This is a genomic window from Kitasatospora sp. NPDC098652, assembly GCF_044760155.1.
In the GTDB taxonomy this organism is placed as follows: Bacteria; Actinomycetota; Actinomycetes; order Streptomycetales; family Streptomycetaceae; genus Kitasatospora.
Window position 1 is genome coordinate 60,298 of sequence record NZ_JBIWAQ010000031.1, and the last position, 15,466, is coordinate 75,763.

General features: G+C 72.4%; 11 protein-coding genes. 9 read left to right on the plus strand and 2 right to left on the minus strand.

The window, feature by feature from the left end:
* Nucleotides 1-295 precede the first annotated feature (295 nt).
* The 9 genes from ACIQWA_RS37370 to ACIQWA_RS37410 all read left to right on the plus strand — a co-directional run bounded on the left by ACIQWA_RS37370 (nucleotide 296) and on the right by ACIQWA_RS37410 (nucleotide 11,971).
* The gene (locus ACIQWA_RS37370; protein WP_402490689.1) at nucleotides 296-2,071 is read left to right on the plus strand and encodes a 3-hydroxyacyl-CoA dehydrogenase family protein; all 1,776 of its coding nucleotides are present in this window, start codon (nucleotides 296-298) and stop codon (nucleotides 2,069-2,071) included.
* Between the two features lie 257 nt (nucleotides 2,072-2,328).
* The gene (locus tag ACIQWA_RS37375; protein ID WP_402490692.1) at nucleotides 2,329-3,249 is read left to right on the plus strand and encodes a TetR family transcriptional regulator; all 921 of its coding nucleotides are present in this window, start codon (nucleotides 2,329-2,331) and stop codon (nucleotides 3,247-3,249) included.
* 381 nt (nucleotides 3,250-3,630) lie between these two features.
* The gene (ccrA, locus tag ACIQWA_RS37380; RefSeq protein WP_360241073.1) at nucleotides 3,631-4,968 is read left to right on the plus strand and encodes a crotonyl-CoA carboxylase/reductase; all 1,338 of its coding nucleotides are present in this window, start codon (nucleotides 3,631-3,633) and stop codon (nucleotides 4,966-4,968) included.
* Between the two features lie 10 nt (nucleotides 4,969-4,978).
* Nucleotides 4,979-7,009, plus strand: coding sequence for a protein meaA (locus tag ACIQWA_RS37385; protein ID WP_360241070.1), 2,031 nt, complete (start codon nucleotides 4,979-4,981; stop codon nucleotides 7,007-7,009).
* Between the two features lie 43 nt (nucleotides 7,010-7,052).
* Nucleotides 7,053-8,036, plus strand: a complete 984-nt coding sequence (locus tag ACIQWA_RS37390) for an HpcH/HpaI aldolase/citrate lyase family protein (RefSeq protein WP_402490697.1) — start codon at nucleotides 7,053-7,055, stop codon at nucleotides 8,034-8,036.
* A gap of 5 nt (nucleotides 8,037-8,041) precedes the next feature.
* Nucleotides 8,042-8,545 (plus strand): MaoC family dehydratase, encoded by a 504-nt coding sequence (locus ACIQWA_RS37395; RefSeq protein WP_402490722.1) that lies wholly within the window; start codon nucleotides 8,042-8,044, stop codon nucleotides 8,543-8,545.
* A gap of 148 nt (nucleotides 8,546-8,693) precedes the next feature.
* Nucleotides 8,694-9,896 (plus strand): acyl-CoA dehydrogenase family protein, encoded by a 1,203-nt coding sequence (locus ACIQWA_RS37400; protein WP_402490699.1) that lies wholly within the window; start codon nucleotides 8,694-8,696, stop codon nucleotides 9,894-9,896.
* A gap of 517 nt (nucleotides 9,897-10,413) precedes the next feature.
* Nucleotides 10,414-11,106, plus strand: a complete 693-nt coding sequence (locus ACIQWA_RS37405; protein WP_402490702.1) for a phosphatidylserine decarboxylase — start codon at nucleotides 10,414-10,416, stop codon at nucleotides 11,104-11,106.
* On the plus strand, nucleotides 11,093-11,971 hold the full coding sequence (locus tag ACIQWA_RS37410; protein ID WP_402490705.1) for a CDP-alcohol phosphatidyltransferase family protein: 879 nt from the start codon (nucleotides 11,093-11,095) through the stop codon (nucleotides 11,969-11,971). Before ACIQWA_RS37405 ends, ACIQWA_RS37410 begins: the two co-directional genes overlap by 14 nt.
* A gap of 98 nt (nucleotides 11,972-12,069) precedes the next feature.
* Here the strand turns inward: ACIQWA_RS37410 and ACIQWA_RS37415 are convergent, their stop codons facing one another.
* Nucleotides 12,070-13,395 carry a hypothetical protein gene (locus tag ACIQWA_RS37415; protein ID WP_360241058.1) on the minus strand — a complete coding sequence of 442 codons (1,326 nt, stop codon included), beginning with the start codon at nucleotides 13,393-13,395 and terminating at the stop codon, nucleotides 12,070-12,072.
* 646 nt (nucleotides 13,396-14,041) lie between these two features.
* A complete protein-coding gene (locus tag ACIQWA_RS37420; protein ID WP_402490709.1) occupies nucleotides 14,042-15,169 on the minus strand; it encodes an alpha/beta hydrolase family protein in 1,128 nt (375 codons plus the stop codon).
* Nucleotides 15,170-15,466 lie beyond the last annotated feature (297 nt).

Consider the following 15,466-nt stretch of genomic DNA (forward strand, 5'->3'; position numbering starts at 1 on the left):
CGGCGCCCGTGCGGTGCGCTTTCACCGGCCGGTGCCGCGAACCGCGGCGGGCCGGGTCTCTCCTCGTATCAGCGCCGCTTCCTTCACCTTCGAGCGCCTGAGCACCACGGCACACCCCGCAGTTCGGCCGGAGCGGACCGGCCGCTGCCCGGGCCTGCCGGAACCCCCGTCATCTCCCCAAGCCCCCGTGCGCGGACCCTCCTCCGGCGGGCGGCCGCCCCCGTCCTCGTCGACGGGTGCGGCGGCCCGCCCGCCGGAGCGCGCGCGGGCCCTTCATGACTAGGAGTCAGGACAGATGGAGCGTCCCTTCCCCACCGTGGCCGTCGTCGGCCTCGGCACGATGGGTGCCGGCGTCGCGGTGGCGGTCGCCAGGAGCGGCCGCCGGGTGATCGGCATCGAGGCCTCCGAGGACTCGGCCGCCCGGGCGCTGGCCCGGATCGAGGAGGCGACCGCGCACGCGGTCGACCGGGAGCGGATCACCGCCGGGGAGCGCACCGCGCTGCTGGCCCGGATCTCGGTCGGGCACGCGCTGGCCGCGGCCGCCGAGGCGGACCTGGTGATCGAGGAGGTCCCCGAGCAGCTGGAGCTGAAGCGGGAGGTCTTCGCCGAGCTGGACCGGATCTGCCCGGAGGGCACGGTGCTGGCCACCGGTACCACCGCCCTGTCGGTGACCCGGATCGCCGCCGCGACCGCCCGCCCGGAGCGGGTGCTGGGCCTGCACTTCTTCAACCCGGTGCACACCATGAAGCTGGTCGAGGTGGTCCGCACCGTGCTGACCTCCCCGCAGACCGCCGAGGACGCCGCCGCCTTCGCCCGGGACCTCGGCAAGGAGCCGGTGGCGGCCGGCGACCGGGCCGGCTTCGTGGTGAACGGCCTGCTGTTCGCCTACCTGAACCAGGCCGCCGCGATGTACGAGTCCAAGTACGCCTCCCGGGAGGACATCGACGCCGCGATGCGGCTCGGCTGCGGCCTGCCGATGGGCCCGCTGGCGCTGCTCGACCTGATCGGCGTGGACACCGCCCGCACCGTGCTGGAGGCGATGTACGAGCAGTCCCGGGACCGGCTGCACGCGCCCGCGCCGATCCTCGGCCAGCTGGTCTCGGCCGGGCTGCTGGGCCGCAAGTCCGGGCGCGGCTTCTACACCTACGAGGCGCCGGGCTCCTCCAGGGCCGTGGACGCGGCGACCGGCCCGGCGCGGCCGAAGGTGGCGGGCCGTGAGGTGCGCACCGTCGGCGTCTGCGGCTCGGGCACGATGGCCACCGGCATCGCCGAGGTGTTCGCCAAGGCCGGGCACCCGGTGCTGCTGGCCGCCCGCAGCCAGGAGAAGGCCGAGCGGGCCAAGGCGCAGCTGGCGAAGTCGCTGGAGCGCTCGGTCGCCAAGGGGCGGCTGAGCCCGGAGCAGCGGGACGCCGCGCTGGCGCTGGTCACCCCGGTCGGCCAGTACACCGAACTGGCCGAGGTGGACCTGGTGGTCGAGGCGGTCGCCGAGGACCTGGCGGTCAAGCGGGAGCTGTTCGCCACCCTGGACAAGATCGTCCGTCCGGGCGCGGTGCTCGCCACCACCACCTCCTCGCTGCCGGTGATCAGCTGCGCGACCGCCACCTCGCGGCCGCAGGACGTGATCGGCATGCACTTCTTCAACCCGGCGCCGGCCATGAAGCTGGTCGAGGTGGTCTCCACCGTGCTGACCGCCCCGGACGTCACGGCGACGGTGCTGGAGCTGACCGCGAAGGTGCGCAAGCACCCGGTGGAGTGCGGCGACCGGGCCGGTTTCATCGTCAACGCCCTGCTGTTCCCGTACCTGAACGACGCGGTGCGGATGCTCCAGGAGCACTACGCGACGGTGGACGACATCGACACCGCGATGAAGCTGGGCTGCGGCTACCCGATGGGCCCGTTCGAGCTGCTGGACGTGGTCGGCCTGGACGTCTCGCTGACCATCGAGCAGGTGCTGCACCAGGAGTTCCGCGAGCCGGGCCTGGCCGCGGCGCCGCTGCTGGAGCACCTGGTCGCGGCCGGCTGCCTGGGCCGCAAGACCGGCCGCGGCTTCCGCGACCACGCACGCCGGTGACCGCGTCACGGGCCGGCGGCGACCGGCTGCCCGACGCGGGGGCGACCCCGTACGGCCCCGGCGCCGCCCCGCCGGGCAACGGCGCGGCCTACGGCAACGGCACCGCGCCGTACGGCTCCGGGGCGGCCGCCCGCCCCGCCTGGACCCCGGGGGCGGTGTCCGCGCGCTGGCCCAGACCGGCCGTGACCGGCCCGGTCACGCCGGTGCGCCGGGGAAGGGCCGCGGCCCCGCCACCCGGGCCGTGTAGCGTTCCGGACATGGATCGGGTTCAGTCAGCCACCCCGCAGCACACCGCCGGACCGCGCGGCGCCGACCGGACGGCCGGCCCGTCCGGGGGCACCGGGACGGAGGCCGGGCCGGGCAGCCGCCGGGCGGCGGCGCAGCGCCAGCAGATGCGCCAGGACCTGGCCGCGGCCGCGATGGAGCTGTTCGCCTCGCAGGGCTACGAGGAGACCACGGTCGACCAGATCGCCGCGGCCGCCGGGGTCGCCCGGCGCACCTTCTTCCGGTACTTCCGGTCGAAGGAGGAGGCGATCTTCCCCGACCACGACGACACCCTGGTCCGGGTGGCCGACCTGCTGGCCAGCGCCGAGCCGGAGGAGCACCCGCTGGACGTGGTGTGCCGCGGCATCAAGGAGGTGCTGCGGATGTACGCCTCCACCCCGGGGGTGTCGGTCGCGCGGTACCAGCTGATCCGTCAGGTCCCGGCGCTGCGCGAGCGCGAGATCGCCGTGGTGGCCCGGTACGAGCGGCTGTTCACCCGCTACCTGCTGGGCCGTTTCGACACCGGGGAGTCCATTCCGTCGGGCTGGCAGCGCGGCGGCGAGGACGACTCGATGCTGGCCGAGGTGTCGGCGGCGGCGGTGGTCGCGGCGCACAACCACGTGCTGCGGCGCTGGCTGCGGGCCGGCGGCCGGGGCGACGTCGAGGCGCAGCTGGACCACTCCTTCGAGGTGATCCGGCGGACCTTCTGGGCGGCCAGCGCCCCGGGTGCCAGACGCCGGGGCTCGCTGGTGGCACCCGGTGCCAGTGGGATGCCCGAGGACGGGGTGGCGGAGAGCGCACTGAGTGCCAGCCCCGGAGGTGAGGTGCTCATCACAGTCGCCCGCACGGACGCTCCGCTGGACGTCGTGGTGGACAGCATCCGGGCCGCGCTGAGTGGCGCCCGGGACCACTGAGGCGGCTGTTACTGCAGGTCAGAGGCGTAGCGAGGGCCCGTACCGATGGATCGGTGCGGGCCCTCGGCGTACCCGCACCACGCGCGTCCCGCACCCTTCCAGAGCGTCGGAATTCCTGACACCCGGTGTCTTTACGAGTGGCACAGGGTGCCACTACCTTGTTACTCACCAGTCGCGGCGCCGCGGCTCCCCACCTCGGCGCGCCGTCGTCCGGCGTTCCCCCACCCCGGGAACAGAGCCAGACCAGCAGTGCGGACCCGCCCGGACCAGCACCGGGCGACCGCCTGACCGCCAACCACCCACCTCAACGAAGCCGGTGTCCGCTCCCGGCTCCCCCAGACGCCCTGTGACCCTCACACAGGTACGCCTTCGGAGGCAGCCATGCAGGAAATCCTCGACGCGATCCTCAGCTCCGACGCCACGTCGGCCGACTTCGCGGCGATCAAGCTCCCCGAGTCCTACCGGGCGGTCACGCTCCACAAGGACGAGGAGCAGATGTTCGCGGGCCTCGACAGCCGCGACAAGGACCCCCGAAAGTCCCTCCACCTCGACGAGGTCGCCCTCCCGGAGCTCGGCCCCGGCGAGGCCCTGGTCGCGGTCATGGCCAGCTCGGTGAACTACAACACCGTGTGGAGCTCGATCTTCGAGCCGGTCTCCACCTTCGGCTTCCTGGAGCGCTACGGCCGGCTGTCGCCGCTCACCAAGCGCCACGACCTGCCGTACCACGTGCTCGGCTCCGACCTCGCGGGCGTGGTGCTGCGCACCGGCGCCGGGGTCAACGCCTGGAAGCCCGGCGACGAGGTCGTCGCCCACTGCCTCTCGGTCGAGCTGGAGTCCCCGGACGGCCACAACGACACGATGATGGACCCGGAGCAGCGCATCTGGGGCTTCGAGACCAACTTCGGCGGCCTGGCCCAGCTCGCCCTGGTGAAGACCAACCAGCTGCTGCCCAAGCCGAAGCACCTCTCCTGGGAGGAGGCCGCCTCCCCCGGCCTGGTCAACTCCACCGCCTACCGCCAGCTGGTGTCGCAGAACGGCGCCGGCATGAAGCAGGGCGACAACGTGCTGATCTGGGGCGCCAGCGGCGGCCTCGGCTCGTACGCTACCCAGTACGCGCTGGCCGGCGGCGCCACCCCGATCTGCGTGGTCTCCAGCGAGTCCAAGGCCGACATCTGCCGCGCCATGGGCGCCGAGGCGATCATCGACCGCTCGGCCGAGGGCTACCGGTTCTGGAAGGACGAGCACAACCAGGACCCGCGCGAGTGGAAGCGCCTGGGCTCCAAGATCCGCGAGTTCACCGGCGGCGAGGACGTCGACATCGTCTTCGAGCACCCGGGCCGGGAGACCTTCGGCGCCTCGGTGTACGTCACCCGCAAGGGCGGCACCATCGTCACCTGCGCCTCCACCTCCGGCTACATGCACCAGTACGACAACCGCTACCTGTGGATGTCGCTCAAGCGGATCGTCGGCTCGCACTTCGCCAACTACCGCGAGGCCTACGAGGCCAACCGCCTGGTCGCCAAGGGCAAGATCCACCCGACCCTCTCCAAGGTGTACTCGCTGGAGGAGACCGGCCAGGCCGCCCTCGACGTCCACCACAACAAGCACCAGGGCAAGGTCGGCGTGCTCTGCCTGGCCCCCGAGGAGGGCCTGGGCGTGCGCGACGCCGAGCTGCGCGAGAAGCACCTGCCCGCGATCAACCGCTTCCGGAACGTCTGAGGAACCTCCGATGACCGAGCCCCAGAAGCGCGACCGCCCCTGGCTGATGCGCACCTACGCCGGCCACTCCACCGCGAGCGACTCCAACGCGCTCTACCGGCGGAACCTGGCGAAGGGCCAGACCGGCCTGTCCGTCGCCTTCGACCTGCCGACCCAGACCGGCTACGACTCCGACCACATCCTCGCCCGCGGCGAGGTGGGCCGGGTCGGCGTCCCGGTCGGCCACGTCGGCGACATGCGCACCCTGTTCGACGGCATCCCGCTCGAACAGACCAACACCTCCATGACGATCAACGCCACCGCGATGTGGCTGCTGGCGCTCTACCAGGTGGTCGCCGAGGAGCAGGGCGCCGACATCGCCAAGCTCACCGGCACCACCCAGAACGACATCGTCAAGGAGTACCTGTCGCGCGGGACGCACGTCTTCCCGCCCGGCCCGTCGGTGCGCCTGATCACCGACATGATCGCCTACACGGTCGGCAACATCCCCAAGTGGAACCCGATCAACATCTGCAGCTACCACCTCCAGGAGGCGGGGGCCACGCCCGTCCAGGAGATCGCGTACGCGATGTGCACCGCCATCTCGGTGCTCGACGCCGTCCGCGACTCCGGGCAGGTGCCCGCCGAGCGGATGGGCGACGTGGTCGCCCGGATCTCCTTCTTCGTCAACGCCGGCGTGCGCTTCATCGAGGAGATGTGCAAGATGCGCGCCTTCGCCCAGCTCTGGGAGAAGGTCACGCTGGAGCGCTACGGGGTCACCGACCCCAAGCAGCGCCGGTTCCGCTACGGCGTCCAGGTCAACTCGCTCGGGCTGACCGAGGCCCAGCCGGAGAACAACGTCCAGCGGATCGTGCTGGAGATGCTGGCCGTCACCCTGTCCAAGGACGCCCGCGCCCGCGCCGTCCAACTCCCGGCCTGGAACGAGGCGTTGGGGCTGCCCAGGCCCTGGGACCAGCAGTGGTCGCTGCGGATCCAGCAGGTGCTGGCCTACGAGTCGGACCTGCTGGAGTACGGGGACATCTTCAACGGCTCCGAGGTGATCGAGACCAAGACCGCGGCGCTGCTGGCCGGCGCCGAGGCGGAGATCGCCAAGGTGCTGGAGATGGGCGGGGTGATCCCGGCCGTCGAGTCCGGCTACCTCAAGTCCAACCTGGTCGCCTCGCACGCCGCCCGCCGGGCCCGGATCGAGTCCGGCGAGGACAAGATCATCGGGGTCAACTGCTTCGACACCACCGAGCCCAGCCCGCTCACCGCCGACCTCGACACCGCGATCATGGTCGTCGACCCGGCCTCCGAGCAGTCCGTGCTCGCCGCCCTGGAGGCCTGGCGCGGCGCCCGCGACGAGGCCGCCGCCCAGGAGGCGCTGGCCGAGCTCAAGACCGTCGCCGCCACCGAGGCCAACCTGATGCCGGCCACCCTCGCCTGCGCCCGGGCCGGGGTCACCACCGGCGAGTGGTCCTTCGCCCTGCGCGAGGTGTTCGGCGAGTACCGCGCCCCCACCGGCGTGGGCGGCGCGCCCGTCGCGGTCGCCGCCGAGCCGGGCGGGGAGCTGGAGCAGGTCCGCGCCGCCGTCGCCGCCACCGCCGAGGAGCTGGGCGCCGGAAAGCTGCGCCTGCTGGTCGGCAAGCCCGGCCTGGACGGCCACTCCAACGGCGCCGAACAGATCGCCGTCCGGGCCCGCGACGCCGGGTTCGAGGTGGTCTACCAGGGCATCCGGCTCACCCCGGAGCAGATCGTCTCCGCCGCCGTGGCGGAGGACGTGCACTGCGTGGGCCTGTCCATCCTCTCCGGCGCGCACACCGAGCTGGTGCCCGACGTCCTCAAGCGGCTGCGCCGCGCCGGGGTGGAGGATGTCCCGGTGATCGTGGGTGGCATCATCCCGGCAGCGGACGGCGAGGCCCTCAAGGCCGCCGGCGTCGCCGCCGTGTTCACCCCGAAGGACTTCGGCATCACCACCATCATCGGCCGGATCGTGGACGAGATCCGGCTGGCCAACCGGCTCCAGCCGTGGACGTCCGCACCGACCGCGGCCACGAACTGACCAGCTGACCAGCTGACCACTGGGAAGGAACCGAACCACCCTCATGACCACTGTCAACCGCCTGCGCCCGCGCCGCTCCTGCCTCGCCGTACCGGGCAGCAACCCGCGCTTCCTGGAGAAGGCCCAGGGCCTCCCGGCCGACCAGGTCTTCCTCGACCTCGAGGACGCCTGTGCCCCGCTGGTCAAAGAGAGCGCCCGCCACAACATCGTCGACGCGCTGAACAACGGCGACTGGGGCAACAAGACCCGCGTCGTGCGCGTCAACGACTGGACCACCCACTGGACCTACCGCGACGTGATCACCGTCGTCGAGGGCGCCGGCCCCAACCTCGACTGCATCATGCTGCCCAAGGTCCAGGACGCCGAGCAGGTCAGGGCGCTCGACCTGCTGCTCACCCAGATCGAGAAGACCATGGGCTTCGAGGTCGGCAAGATCGGCATCGAGGCGCAGATCGAGAACGCCAAGGGCCTGATCAACGTCGACGCCATCGCCGAGGCCTCGCCCCGGCTGGAGACCATCATCTTCGGCCCCGCCGACTTCATGGCCTCCATCAACATGAAGTCCCTGGTGGTCGGCGAGCAGCCGCCCGGCTACCACGCCGACGCCTACCACTACATCCTGATGCGCATCCTGATGGCCGCCCGCGCCAACGACCTCCAGGCGATCGACGGCCCGTACCTCCAGATCCGCAACGCCGACGGCTACCGCGAGGTCGCCGGCCGCTCCGCCGCCCTCGGCTTCGACGGCAAGTGGGTGCTGCACCCGGACCAGGTCGCCATCGCCAACGAGGTCTACTCCCCCTCCCAGGAGGACTACGACCACGCCGAGCTGATCCTCGACGCGTACGACTACTGCACCTCCGAGGCCGGCGGCGCCAAGGGCTCCGCGATGCTCGGCGACGAGATGATCGACGAGGCCAGCCGCAAGATGGCCCTGGTCATCGCCGGCAAGGGCCGGGCCGCCGGCATGCAGCGCACCACCAAGTTCGAACTGCCCGAATCCGACAACAAGAAGGCGCAGGCGTGATCCAGATGCAGTTCGGACGCACCTACGAGGAGTTCGAGGTCGGCGCGGTCTACAAGCACTGGCCCGGCAAGACGGTCACCGAGTACGACGACCACCTCTTCTGCCTGCTCACCATGAACCACCACCCCCTCCACATGGACACCAACTATGCGGAGAAGACGACGGACTTCGGGAAGAACGTCGTGGTGGGCAACTACATCTACTCGCTGCTGCTGGGCATGTCCGTCCCGGACGTCTCCGGCAAGGCGATCGCCAACCTGGAGATCGAGTCGCTGCGCCACATCGCGCCGACCTTCCACGGCGACACCATCTACGGCGAGACGACCGTGCTCGACAAGTGGCCGTCCAAGTCCAAGGACGACCGGGGCATCGTGTACGTCGAGACCAAGGGGTACAAGCAGGACGGCACGGTCGTCTGCATCTTCCGCCGCAAGGTGATGGTGCCGACCGAGACGTACACCAAGGCGCGCGGCGGCGAGCAGCCCGGCCGCCCCGAGCCCCTTTCCTAGCCTCTCCCCTCCCTAAAGACCCCGGACGGGTAGGCCGCCGTCATCGGCCGACCCCCACCCGGTCGGGGGCCCTGCTGCCGCAGCCACGCCGGCAGGGCCCCCGGAAAATCCCCCCCCCGCCCTTTTTCAGACATTCCGGAGCCGCACGATGGGACGCCTCGCACAGACCGACGGCCTCACCGAGATCCAGCGGGACATCCTCGCCACCGTGCGGGATTTCGTCGACAAGGAGATCATTCCGGTCGCGACCGAGCTGGAGCACAAGGACGAGTACCCGACCGCGATCGTCGAGGGCATGAAGCAGCTCGGGCTGTTCGGCCTCACGATCCCCGAGGAGTACGGCGGCCTCGGCGAGTCCCTGCTCACCTACGCCCTGGTGGTCGAGGAGATCGCCCGCGGCTGGATGTCGGTCTCCGGCATCGTCAACACCCACTTCATCGTGGCGCACATGATCAACGCCCACGGCACCCAGGAGCAGAAGGACTACTTCCTGCCGAAGATGGCCGCCGGCGAAATCCGCGGCGCCTTCTCGATGTCCGAGCCCGGACTCGGCTCCGACGTTTCGGCCATCTCCACCAAGGGCGTCAAGGACGGCGAGTTCTACGTCCTCAACGGCCAGAAGATGTGGCTCACCAACGGCGGCACCTCCACCCTGGTCGCGGTCCTCTGCAAGACCGACGAGGGCGGCAGCTCCCCGTACAAGAACATGACCACCTTCCTGATCGAGAAGACGGCCGGTTTCGGCCCGAACCCGACCGTCCCCGGCCTCACCGTGCCCGGGAAGATCGAGAAGATGGGCTACAAGGGCGTCGACACCACCGAGCTGGTGCTCCAGGACGTGCGGATCCCGGCCGACCGGATCCTCGGCGGCGTCCCGGGCCGCGGCTTCTACCAGATGATGGACGGCGTCGAGGTCGGCCGCGTCAACGTCGCCGCCCGCGGCTGCGGCGTCGCCCGCCGCGCCTTCGAGCTCGGCATCTCCTACGCCCAGCAGCGCTCCACCTTCGGCAAGAAGATCGCCGAGCACCAGGCGATCCAGTTCAAGCTCGCCGAGATGGCCACCAAGGTCGAGGCCGCCCACCAGATGATGGTCATGGCCGCCCGCAAGAAGGACAGCGGCGAGCGCAACGACCTGGAAGCCGGCATGGCCAAGTACCTGGCCTCCGAGTACTGCAAGGAGGTCGTCGAGGACGCCTTCCGGATCCACGGCGGCTACGGCTTCTCCAAGGAGTACGAGATCGAGCGCCTCTACCGCGAGGCCCCGATGCTGCTCATCGGTGAAGGAACTGCGGAGATCCAGAAGATGATCGTCGGGCGCCGGCTCCTGGAGGAGTACAAGATCGCCGAGTGACGGCCGGTCCCCGCCCGAGCGCGGGGACCGCCGAGTGATTGCGGGACCGCCCGGATTGACGGGCGGCCCGCTCCGAAACCGCCGGTCGACGGGCGTGCGGGCCCGTCCCGGCAGAGCGCCGTGCCCGTCACGGCCCGGCCTGGTCCGCCTGGGTCCGGCACGGCCTCCGGAAAGCGGCCGCAGGGCGTACAGCTGCAGCGACACGCCCTGCGGTCGCTTCCGTACACCTTCTTCCACCCGGTGCGGCCCGTGTCCCCCACCGGGTTCCGAGCGCACCCCTGCTGAGACAAGAGTCACCAGCCGTGTCCGGTCCCTTGGGAACCGGACCGGGGCGAGCTACGGTCGTAGAGGTGGGACGCGCGCACGCGCTCCCACCGGACACATGAACGAGCAGGCGGGTTGCCCACCCACCGTGTGCTCCCGATAGCATCCACCGGGACAGCAAGCCGTCCCTCTATTACCGATCCCGCGGTGGCCCCCGTCCAGCGGCCATGATCCCCCGCGACAAAGGTCTTCGATGCCCATCAGCCCGTCCCCTCACACCTCCGTCACGGACCGCGATGCCCTCGCAGCCCCGACGGCCGGTCGGCGACCCCGCGTGACCATCGCGCGCGGAGCCACCCCCTGGTTCGTCCCCACCCTCGCCACGGCCGCCGTGACCACCGCCCTCACCCGGCGCAACGGCAAGTGGGCCCTGGCCGCGGTACCGGCCTGCGCGCTCGGCGCGGGCATGCTGTGGTTCTTCCGCGACCCCGAGCGTGAGATCGGCACCGGCAGAGTCATCTCCCCCGCCGACGGCGTGGTCCAGAGCATCGACGCCTGGCCGGACGGCCGCACCCGGGTCGCGATCTTCATGAGCCCGCTCAACGTCCACGTCAACCGGGCGCCCCTGCCGGGCACGGTGACGTCGGTCGAGCACGTCGCGGGCGGCTTCGTGCCGGCCTTCAACAAGGACAGCGACCAGAACGAGCGGGTCGTCTGGCACTTCGAGACCGAGCTCGGCGACATCGAGATGGTGCAGATCGCGGGGGCCGTGGCCCGTCGCATCGTGCCGTACGTGACCGCCGGAACCAAGGTCGAGCAGGGCGACCGGATCGGCCTGATCCGGTTCGGCTCCCGGGTCGACACCTACCTGCCGGCCGGCGTCGAGGTCGGCGTCGAGGTCGGCCAGAAGACCACAGCCGGGGTGACGCGCCTTGACCGTGACTGATCCTGAAACAATCGTCGGCCTGGACGACGAGGAGACAGCCCTGCGCCGTCGCCGCTGGGCGCGCGACCGTGAGCTGCGCGCCCCGCGTTCCCCGCAGCACCTGTCCACCGCCGACTTCCTGACCCTGGGGAACGCCGTCTGCGGCTTCCTGGCGATCTACTCGATCACCACCGGGGTCCTCGTCCCGCACATCACCAACCCGGACGCCGCTCCGGACCGGCACAGCGCCGCCACCGCGGTGACGCTGCTGCTGATCGGCTCGATGTGCGACCTCTTCGACGGCCTGGTGGCGCGGAAGCTCCGCTCCTCCGCCCTCGGAGCGGAACTCGACAACCTGGCCGACCTGATCAGCTTCGGCATCGCGCCGGCCTACTTCGTCGCCGTCTGGGGCATGGTCTCCCAGGGCTCCAACACCAAGCTCTCGGCGCTGATCGCGCTGACCGTGCTGCTCGCGGTGGTCCTGCGGCTGGCCCGCTTCTCGGCCGTCAAGATGCGGCCCGGGGTGTTCCAGGGCATGCCCTGCCCGATGGGCGCGATGACGGTCATCGCCATCGTGCTGCTCGACCCGCCGTTCCTGCCCGGTCTGCTCGCCATCTTCGGCGCCGCGTACCTCATGGTCAGCCGGATCGAGTACCCCAAGCCGCAGGGGCTGCTGGCCACCGCCACGCTCTGCTGGGTCGTCGTGGCGATCGGCTGCCTGGCCGCCTGGGCGACCGGGCTGCCCGGTGGCGACACCCTGATGCACATCGGCGCCTTCGCCCAGATCACGCTCGCCGCGATGGCGCCGCTGCTGGTCATCCGGCGCAAGGTCGGGCAGAAGGTCGGTGACGTCCGCGCCCGGCGGGCGGAGTCGCGGCTCGGCTGAACCGCCGCGTGACGTAGCGACGTACGGAGGGCCCGGAACCTGATGGTTCCGGGCCCTTCGCGTTGCTTCTGGGGGGTCTTCGGTCCTTGCTGGGAGGGTCACGCCCCGCCGGTGTGGACGCTGAACGCCGAGCGGCGGGCCGCCCGGGCCACGCCCGGGTCCGGGTGCACGCCGGAGACCGCCGTCAGCACCGAGGCCGCCCGCGGGTGCCCGGACTGCCGGGCCCGGGCGAACAGCCGCACCGGGTCACCCGCCGAGGCGCCCTCGACGTGCCCCACCAGCAGCTCCGTCTCACCGTGGTCCAGCACCGCCGCCGCCGTGTCCACCCACAGCCAGGCCGCGTCCTCGGCGCCCAGCACGTCCGCCGGGGCGACCCCCTCGTCGGACCGCTCGGCCAGCCAGAGCAGCGCGTACGGGCGCAGCACCGGCTCGTCCACCGCCGCCCGCACCGCCTGCTCGGCCGGACCGCCCGCCACCCGCAGCGCCTCGAAGGCCAGGCCGCGCACCAGCGCGTCGTCGCCCTGGGCCGCGTCCAGCAGCTCGGCCACCGCGCGATCCGCCGGGCGGGCCGCCACCCAGGCGCGGAACTCCGCCCGGGCCGGGCCCGGCGAGTAGTCCGCGCAGGCGTTCAGCAGCTCGAAGGCGCTCTGCTCGATGTGCCCGGCCGCGGTCTGGGCGACGGTGCAGATCTCCTCCAGCTTCGCCCGCACCGCCCAGTGGCCCAGCGGGGACAGCTCGGCGGCGTCGTCGCGGCGCACCACGGCGCCGACCGCCGTCAGGCCGTCCAGCATCCAGTCCAGCACCGCGGCCACGTCGGAGGGCGCGGCCGGGGTGTCGATCTGCGGCGCCCGGCAGGTGCCGCGGACCGCGGACACCGCCGAGGCGGCGTGCGGCACCGGCGACAGGCCCGGGTTGCCCAGCCCGGCCCCGACCCGGCGCTCGTCCAGGCCGCGGCGCAGCAGCTCCAGCAGCTCGCTCTCGGCCACCGGGCCGTCCACCAGGTGCAGGAAGGACAGCAACTGCGGGGCCTGGTCCACGGCCTGGCCGGCCAGGACGGCGAACACCCCGCGCAGCGCGGCGGGCGGCACCGGGGCGAGCAGCGTCCAGGCGTCGAACAGCCCGGACCAGCCGCGCACCACGGCCTCGTCGTCGTGCTCCCAGGCGTGCAGGCGCCAGCCGGGGCCCGCTCCGCCGTCCCGGGCCTCCACCAGGCCCACCAGCAGGGCCTGGCCCCAGGCCTTGGCCGCCGCGCCGACCGTCATGGCCAGCGCCCGGCCGGCCTCACGGGCGTCGTCCGGGAGCAGCTCGCCGCGCTTGTCGACCTCCGCCAGCTCCCCGGCCCAGCGGGCGATCCGGACGGCGTCCACCAGCATCCGACGGGCCAGCGGGGCCAGCTCGGCCGGCGCGGGGAAGCCCTCCGGCACCGGAACCCGGCCCCGGCCGGGGGCCGGGGCGGGACCACGGCGTCGGGGTACGGCGGCCCCGCCCGGCCTGCCGCCGGAGGGCCGTTGGGCCGTACCGGGGAGACGGGTCACCGTCGCACCGGTACCGATCGTCGGCGGGAGCGGGGCATCACGGTCGCGCGGGTTCCGAGACGTCACGTCGAGCAGTCTTCCCCTTGTACCGGCCTTCTGTCACATCCGGTTGCCCGTACGACCGCTCGACCGGGGGCGGCACCTCCGCAAGATCGGGCAACAGAGGCAAACCGCCTGGCCGGAAACGTGTGGCGGGGTCATGCCAGGGGGGTGGTGGGGCGTCACCCTGGCCGGTAGGGCGGTCACGCTGCGTGTGGGGGTGGGGGCGGTGGGTGGTTCTGCGGGCGCGCGGGCGGGGTGGTTCCGGGGTGGCTCCGGGGTGGTTCTGTGCGGGAGGAGGGGGCGGGGTGCGGCGGAAGCGGAGGGGGGTGATCCGGCCAGGTGGCATGTGCCGGTGGGGGGCAGTGCTGCACCGGAAGTCGGCGGGGTCGACTTCCGGTGCGGTGGGGGTGAGGGGAGGGGAGGGGGAGGGGGAGGGATCTGCTGGGGGGTTCGGGAGCAAGGTTTGCCCCCTGAGGGCGGGGCGGAGCTGGGGTCAGAGCAGTGGGGTCAGCCAGCGGCGGAGGAGCTCGGTGTAGTGGTCCGGCGCCGAGTTCCAGAGGGCCGCGTGCTCGGCGCCCGGGAAGCGCTGGAGGTTGACCACGTCGTGGCGGGCCGCGGCCAGGCGCTCCACCGTGCCGATCGGTGCGATCGTGTCGTCCGGGCTGTGCAGCACCAGGGTCGGGACCCGCAGGTCCGCGCCCTCCGCCAAGCGGGAGAAGTCCGCCAGGTCGACGCCCGTACGGCCCTGCGCGGCCAGCGCGCCGAGCTCGGCGGAGACCCCGGTGAAACCCGCCCGGGCGGCGTCCCGGCGGGCGGCCGCAGGCAGGTCCAGGACCGGCGAGTCCAGCACGATCCCGCTGATCGCGTGCGCCCAGGCCGACCTCGCCGCCGTCTGCAGCACCGTCGTCGCGCCCACCGACCAGCCGTACAGGACCACCCGGCCCGCACCGTGGTCCAGGGCCAACCGCATCGCCGACTCGACGTCCCGCCACTCCGTCTCGCCGAAGTGGCTGTAGCCGTCCGGGGAGGCCGGGGCGCCCTCGTCGCCGCGGTAGGTGACCACCAGCGCCGGCAGCCCCAGACGGTGCAGGGCCGGCAGCACCGGGAGGGTCTGCCCGCGGTCCGCCTCCGGGCCGTGGACCAGGATCACCCAGGTGCCGCGCTTGCCGCCGAGCAGCCAGACCGGCAGCGGGCCGAGCTCACCCTCGGCCACCGTGTCGGTGAAGGCCAGACCGAGCGCCGAGGTCGGATCGCCCAGGTACACGCGCGGAGTGAAACGGACCTCGGTACCGGGCGTCAGCGTGCCCCGGTCCGCCCGGACCAGGCGCCGGGTGACGCCCTGCGCGTCACTGTGCAGGACCTCCTCCACCACCGCGTGGCCGCCGTCCGCCCACTCCACCGCCCAGCGGCCGGGCCGCAGGCTCTCCGGGCGCCGGCTGAACGTCACCCGCCCCGCCGCCAGGCTCTGCACCAGCACCGGCCCCGAACCCTGGCCGCCGGCGGTTGGGCCCGCACCCGGACGGACCATCCGCTCGGAAGCCCGACGGCCGACGACCAGGACGGCGGCCCCGGCAGCGGCTCCGGTGGCGGCCGCCACGACGGCTGCGGTTCTCCAACGCATATCGATCCCCGCTCTGTTCACGGACCTGGACGGTGTTCGAGGACCAGTCCACAAGGGGCCTGGCGGGGCGGCCACTGGGCTGGGCCGTCTGGGGGCCGGGGGCCGCTGCGCGGGGCTTTGGTTGGGGGGTGGGCTCTCGGGAGGGTGGGTTGGTCCGGGGGCGGTTCCGGGGGTGGGCGCTCCGGGGGCTGGGTGATTTTCGGACCGCCGACTCTGTGGGCACATGGCCAGGCGCCGTTGGCGGTCTGAAAATCACCCGTCACGCCCCTCTCCGCACCCACCCCCTCCACCGCCCCC